General features: G+C 62.5%; 5 protein-coding genes and 1 pseudogene. 4 read left to right on the top strand and 2 right to left on the bottom strand.

Annotated elements, in window-relative coordinates; translation table 11 throughout:
* Both ACIQ17_RS30235 and ACIQ17_RS30230 read right to left on the bottom strand, forming a co-directional pair.
* A pseudogene (locus ACIQ17_RS30235) lies at positions 1 to 1,072 on the bottom strand (S9 family peptidase); the annotation flags it as partial.
* Positions 1,073 to 1,132: 60 nt separating this feature from the next.
* A complete protein-coding gene (locus tag ACIQ17_RS30230; protein ID WP_398473157.1) occupies positions 1,133 to 1,747 on the bottom strand; it encodes a TetR/AcrR family transcriptional regulator in 615 nt (204 codons plus the stop codon).
* A gap of 187 nt (positions 1,748 to 1,934) precedes the next feature.
* On the opposite strand from ACIQ17_RS30230, the gene ACIQ17_RS30225 reads away from it, so the two are divergent.
* The 4 genes from ACIQ17_RS30225 (at position 1,935) to ACIQ17_RS30210 (ending at position 5,493) form a co-directional block, all read left to right on the top strand.
* Positions 1,935 to 2,810, top strand: a complete 876-nt coding sequence (locus tag ACIQ17_RS30225; RefSeq protein WP_398473156.1) for an amidohydrolase family protein — start codon at positions 1,935 to 1,937, stop codon at positions 2,808 to 2,810.
* Positions 2,807 to 4,051 (top strand): O-antigen ligase family protein, encoded by a 1,245-nt coding sequence (locus tag ACIQ17_RS30220; RefSeq protein ID WP_398473155.1) that lies wholly within the window; start codon positions 2,807 to 2,809, stop codon positions 4,049 to 4,051. The genes ACIQ17_RS30225 and ACIQ17_RS30220 overlap by 4 nt, the downstream gene beginning before the upstream one ends.
* Before the next feature lie 7 nt (positions 4,052 to 4,058).
* Positions 4,059 to 4,559 carry a YbaK/EbsC family protein gene (locus ACIQ17_RS30215; protein ID WP_398473153.1) on the top strand — a complete coding sequence of 167 codons (501 nt, stop codon included), beginning with the start codon at positions 4,059 to 4,061 and terminating at the stop codon, positions 4,557 to 4,559.
* 412 nt (positions 4,560 to 4,971) lie between these two features.
* Positions 4,972 to 5,493 carry a hypothetical protein gene (locus ACIQ17_RS30210; protein WP_398473151.1) on the top strand — a complete coding sequence of 174 codons (522 nt, stop codon included), beginning with the start codon at positions 4,972 to 4,974 and terminating at the stop codon, positions 5,491 to 5,493.
* Positions 5,494 to 5,574: the final 81 nt, after the last annotated feature.

Genomic DNA, 5,574 nt, shown 5'->3' with positions numbered 1-5,574 from the left:
CATCGAGGGCAAAGCGGCGCATCTCGGCCTTTGCATCGACGAGATAGCTTGCGAGCAGCTTGCCGCCCAGCAGCGCGGCGTAACCCAGCGTCGCGTCCTGTTCGGGCACGACGTCCTCGAATACCATTTCGGACAGAGCGAGATCCGTCGACACGATCTTCCTGCGCTCGGCGCCCTTGTTGGTGCCGATGAAGAGCTTTGTGCCGACATTGCCATAGACCATCCAGTCCGAATCGAGCTCCGCAATCAGTTGCCGCGGCGTCCAGTCGGGGGTGTCGAGATCGATGATGGCGAGCGCATTGGCCCCCGGTCCCGGCGTCGACAGCAGAACCAGATAGCGGCCGTCATCGGTGACATAACCGACATTGACCAGATGCGGCTTGTCCGGCGTCGCATAGACGAGGCGATCCTCTGCCTGCGATGTGCCGAGCGCGTGATAATAGACGGCATGGTTCTGCACGCCGGCCTGCGTTGCCTCGCCGTCCGCCGCATCTGGATAGCGTGAATAGAAGAAGCCGCGATTGTCCTTCGTCCAGGCGATGGTCATGAAGCGGGCGCGCGTCACCTCGTCGGCAAGGTCTTCGCGCGCATTGACGTCCAGCACTTTGATGCTGCGCCAGTCGGTGCCGGCCTGCTGGATCGAATAGGCGATCAGCGAACCGTCATCGGAGATCGCCCATTCGCCGAGCGCAGTGGTGCCGTCCTCCGACCAGTCATTGGGATCGATCAGCACGCGCTCCGCCCCTTCGAGGCCGTTGCGCATCACCAGCACGGGCTGGTTCTGCAGCCCGGTCTGCCGGGTGTAGAAATAGCGGCCACCGCGCGCCCATGGCGGGCTGACGCGCTCATGATCGAACAGCCTTTGCAGGCGCGCCTTGAAGATATCGCGCCCGGGCAATGTCGCGAGATAGTTCCGCGTGACGTCGTTCTGCGCCTTCGCCCACGCGGCGACATCGGCATCGCTGCGGATGTCTTCCTCGAGCCAGCGATAGGGATCGGCGACCGATTGGCCGAAATGATCCTCGACGAGATCGAGGCGACGGGTTTTCGGATACACGAATGCTGATGCCATCGGGATGAACTCCGTTGGTTGACGAAAACAGATGGGCGATTGGGGTGTCGTCCGCGCGCCCTATGGCGCGACGGGATCGCAGATCGGCAAGGTGCTGGCTGTTCGTATCGCCTCCGCCATCCGGTCGATCACTTCCGGCAGCGTGAAGGCGCGGCGATCGGTGATGGCGGCGGTGGCGATGTCTTCATCGACGATTCGCAGCGCCGTCATCACGGCGGCGCCGCAGAGGCGGACGTCGAAATCCGTGGTCCGTCGCCCGGTCCGCCGCGCCACCACCGCGATGATGATCTCCTCTGCAGCGTGGCAGGACATCAGCCAGGCCGAGCGCAGCGCCGGCTCCTTCGGCAGCAAGGCGACGAGGCGAACGGCGAGAATGTCGTCGGCGATCTCGCGCGGGGTCTGGTCCTGCGGGCGGACCACCGCGTGGAGATAGTCCTCGATCGAGGCGTCGAGCGGCCATGCGCTGAGCTGGGACGCAAAGCGCAGCGAGGAGACGGTGAATAACGGTTCCACGGCGCTCTCCTTCGACCGGAAGTATCGCCAGATCGTGCGTTTCGAGAGGCCCGCGGCCGCCGCGATGTCATCGCCGCTGGTCGCCGTGACGCCGCGGTCGAGAAACAGCTCGGCCGCATGGCGGGATACAGTCAGGCGCGGATCTTCGCGGTCGGCGGGCATGAACGGCTCTCATCGTGTCACTTAGTGACAGAAACATATGTCACTAAGTGACAGACGGCAAGTCCTACTGTAGGGCGGTTTGGCGCAGCCTCATCCGCCCTAAGGCGCGCCCTCGCCTTTCATTGCCCGCACCGCTTTGCTAATTGACCGGTCAACCACAACGACAAAATTCCAGGAAACGCGGGACATGAAACTGCTCAATCCGGACGATCTCGTCGCCATCGACATCCACACCCATGCGGAGGAGCCGTGCGGCTGCCATGCCGATGACGGCTATGACGATTTCCAGGCGCGGATGGCGGAATATTTCAAATCGCCGCACAAACATCCGCCTACTGTGGAGGAAACCGCGGCCTATTATCGCGCCAAGAATATTGCGGCGGTGATCTTCCCCGTCGATGCCGAGCGCGAGACCGGCTTCCGCCGCTACAACAATTACGAGATGCTGGAGATCGCGCAGCAGAATGCCGACGTGCTGATCCCGTTTGCGTCGATCGACCCGCACAAAGGCAAGCTCGGCGTCCGCGAGGCGCGCAAGCTGATCTCCGAATACGGCGTGAAAGGCTTCAAATTCCACCCGACCATGCAGGGCTTCTATGCCAATGACCGCATGGCCTATCCGCTCTATGAAGCGATCCAAGAAGGTGGTGCCATCGCCCTGTTCCATACCGGACAGACCGGCGTCGGCTCCGGCATGCCGGGCGGCATGGGGATGCGGCTGAAATATTCAAACCCGATGTATATGGACGACGTCGCGGTGGACTTTCCGGACATGAAGATCATCCTCGCCCATCCCTCGTTCCCGTGGCAGGAAGAGGCATTGTCAGTCGCGACCCACAAGCCCAACGTGTATATCGATCTCTCCGGCTGGTCGCCGAAATATTTCCCGCCAATCCTTGTTCGCTATATCAATTCCATTCTGCAGGATAAGATGCTGTTCGGGTCCGACTGGCCGGTGATCATGCCGGATCGCTGGATGGCCGATTTCGCCAAGCTCGACATTCGCGACGAGGTGCGTCCGAAAGTCCTGAAGAACAACGCACGAAAACTCCTGGGTATATGAACAAAGCCGATCTGCCTGAAAAGCTCGCGAACAGCAGGCAGATCGCTGCCATTGCCACCGCCTTCTTCCTGCCGTTCTCCACCAGCGGACAGGCGATCGCGATCTCCATCTTCGCGGTGCTGGCGCTACTGACGCTCGATCGCGAGCGCTTCGTCATGACCATGCGCCGACCCGAAGCCTGGCTGCCGGTTGCGCTGTTCGCCATGATCCTGCTGGGCGTGACATGGTCGATCCAGCCTCTCAGTGGCGCGATCAAATGGGTCGGGCCCTATGCCAAGCTGCTGCTGATCCCGCTGCTGCTGGCGACGGCCTTCACACCCAAACAGGCCATGCAGATCGGCTACGGTTTTCTCGCCTCGTGCTTGATCGTGATGGTGCTGTCCTATGCAGCGCTGATCTGGCCGACCGGACCATGGACCTGGTTCAAGTCGATCGGCGTTCCTTTCAAGGACAATGCCGTGCAGAGCGAATGTTTTGCCATCTGCGCGCTCGGGCTGGCACTCGGGGCGAAGCGCTTCTGGTCCGATGGCGACCATCGCCGCGCCATCGCGATTAGCCTGTTGGGGCTGCTGTTCTTTGCCAATATTTTTCTCATCTTCGTTTCGAAGACCGGAATGCTGGTGGCTTTCACGATGGTCGCGATCCTCATCATCGCGATCGGCGGCTGGCGAAACTCCTTGTTGGTCGGCATCCCGCTCGTCATCATCGTCGCTGCCACGCTCGCGATATCGCCGGGCGCGAAAATCAGGTTCAGCGAGATGGCGAGCGATGTCACGGCCGGTGCCGAAACCACCAATGTCTCCACCGCATCGCGTATCGATTTCTGGAACAAGGCTGCGCAATTCGTGAAGCAGGCCCCATTGCTCGGCCATGGCACTGGCAGCATCCGGCCGCTCTACCAAAGCCTCGAGGCGACGCGTCCTTCTCCTTATGGCCAGGCAGTCGCGGATCCGCACAACCAGTTCCTCCACACCACCCTCCAGGTCGGCCTGCTTGGCGGGGCCATCCTGCTGGCGATGTGGGCGGCGCATTTCCGGCTCTTTCTCGGACGCGATTTCGCCAGCGCTATGGGGCTCGGCATTTTCGCGATGACGTTTGTCGGCTCGCTGTTCAACAGCCATATCTCACAAGTGACGCAAGGCATGCTGTATTGCCTCGGGGTCGGGCTGCTCGGCTCCGTCGTCTTGCAGCGATACGCCACTAACTCCCCTTCGCCATCCGCCCGCAAAGACACGTTGTAAATCCTCCATGTCCCTTGAATCCGTCCGCGCCGATCTCGCCGCCAAGGCGCCTGATCTGACCATCACTGTCACCGACAAGAGTTCCGCCACTGTCGCGCTCGCAGCTGAAGCGCTGGGGGTGGAGCCCGGGCAGATCGCCAAAACACTGTCGGTGCGGGTCGGCGATCGCGTGGTGCTGGTGGTGACCAAGGGCACGGCGCGGCTCGACAACAGGAAGGCGCGCGAGGCGCTGGGCGGCAAGCCACGCATGCTCGGCGCCGAGGAAGTGGTGGCGCTGACCGGCCATCCGGTCGGCGGTGTCTGCCCGTTCGGGCTGGCGACGCCGCTGCAGGTCTATTGCGACGTGTCGCTGCAGGACTATGCCGAAGTATGGCCGGCGGCAGGCTCGATCAACTCGTCGGTCTGCGTCACCCCGGCGCGGATGGCGGAACTGACCGGCGCGACATGGGTCGATGTGACCCAGGCACCGGCGGAAGTGCCGGATCAGGCCGGCGCCGCGGCTCCATAGGCCGAGCATAAAACCGTCGCCACGCGACGGCTGCGGAGCATGAAACGACTGCCTGCGACGGCTCCGGCAGTCCGCGCATTGCTATTTTTCCGGCCCTCTCGACTTCGATCGCAGGGCCCCCGATTTTCCGGTCGTAGCGGCGCATTTGCCGCAGACCGGACATCGAACCATGCGTAACAAGGCACCTGCTCGAACCTCGCAGTCTTCCAGGACCTGGCGGATCCTGAGCGCCATGATCGCTGCTGCCGCAGCCGGCCTCAACACGGCTGGGGTCTGAGATAGGCCATCGCCGCGCGCCGACGCCTCCTGCGTGTGGCGGTCGATCGCGGCATTCCGGCGTTATCCAATTCTTGAAGGTATTTAGCTAAACTTCCAACCCGATCGCGCATGATGACGATCTGGGGGAAATGGAATGCGGCTTTTGCCGGTCAGCGATGCCGATCGCAGCTGGGGCGCCTTGAAGGCGCAATGGCGCAAGGCAGCCGAGGCTGTCGAGGAGGATTTCTCGACCTACGCGCTCGGCACTTTCGCTGCGCTCGATCCGCTGGTGCAAGGCGGCAAAGGCAATCTTTACGCGCTCTATGACGGCGCCGTGCCGCAGGCCTTCTGCCAGGTCAACAAGCTCCTGATGCCGAAATTCGAAGGCCCGGTGCTGCGCGCTCGCTTCATGACGATTTCCCCGGCCTACGATCTCGGCTCCTCGGGCGCCGACAAATACGGCCAGCTGCTGATCGAACTGTTTTCCGGCGTGGTCTGGCTGTCGCGCAATGCACTCGCGGCCCACCATGTGCTGTTTCACCTGCCAAGTCCCGCCGATGCGCAGTTCCTCGCGCCGCTACAGTCGCCGGTGCCGGACTCGCCATTCCAGCGTTTCGCCATCCACGGCGCCTGGGTGGAATGCGATCTCAAACTGCACGAGCTCGAAGACGCCTGATCGCCGCATTGCGGCATACTGCCATGGCGCCCGACCTTGCACGCCCGCATGGGCAGTGATAGCCCGGTTGTACGATGACCG

Source organism: Tardiphaga sp., from assembly GCF_044340795.1.
GTDB lineage: Bacteria > Pseudomonadota > Alphaproteobacteria > Rhizobiales > Xanthobacteraceae > Tardiphaga.
Note: the sequence above shows the minus strand (reverse complement) of the source record. Positions and strands in the feature narration are given on the sequence as shown.